This is a genomic window from Vibrio sp. 704 (assembly GCF_033339295.1).
Window position 1 is genome coordinate 1 of sequence record NZ_JAWOUH010000265.1, and the last position, 827, is coordinate 827.

Sequence of the window (827 nt, forward strand, 5' to 3'; positions counted from 1 at the left end):
GCTGTATTACCGCCATTGGCGTTGATCATTGTTGTGTTGGGCTCCATCTTTGCCGGTGTTGCAACGCCAACGGAATCGGCAGCACTGGGCGGGGCTGGGGCGATTGTTCTCGCCGTACTGTACAAGCAATTTAGTTGGTCAATGGTCTACGATGCGTCGAAAGAGACGGTTAAAGTGACTGCGATGGTGTTCGCGATTTTGCTGGGTGCGACGGCGTTCTCGATGGCGTTTACGTATACAGGCGGTGACTATCTGGTCGAAGAATGGATGTTGCAGATCCCGGGTGAGAAGTGGGGCTTCTTGATCATTACGATGATTGTGATTTTGATTCTGGGCTTCTTTATCGACTTCGTTGAAATCTGTTTCATCATCGTTCCTATTATCGCACCGGTTGCTGAGCTGCTCGGTATCAATATGACTTGGTTTGCTATTCTCATCGCGATGAACTTACAAACCTCCTTCTTAACACCGCCATTTGGCTTCAGCTTGTTCTATTTGAAAGGGTTTGCGCGTGCAGGCGTGACTACACGGGATATTTATCGTGGCGTGATGCCATTCATTGCGATTCAAATTCTCGTCCTTGCCTCCTTACTGTTTTTCCCAAGTTTCTACGGCATGGGTTAATTGGTAAGGAATAAAAGAGATTTTGTGAGCTGAGAGTCTTCACCTTTTGAGACAAGTTGTTAAGCTGCTCTTGGGGCATATTGACCCTTTGGGCAGCGTTTCATGGAGGGAAGGATGCCTCTCAAAGCCAAGTTAATTTTGCTGACACTGATTCCGGTGGTTTTAGTGTCGGCAAGCATCAGTTGGATTTCCATTTATCAGGC

Annotated in this window: 1 protein-coding gene; it reads left to right on the plus strand. The window is 47.5% G+C overall.

The features are described 5' to 3' along the window. Window positions 1-624: TRAP transporter large permease subunit (locus tag R7R24_RS25830; RefSeq protein ID WP_318119979.1), on the plus strand; the 624-nt coding region annotated here is incomplete at its 5' end. Window positions 625-827 lie beyond the last annotated feature (203 nt).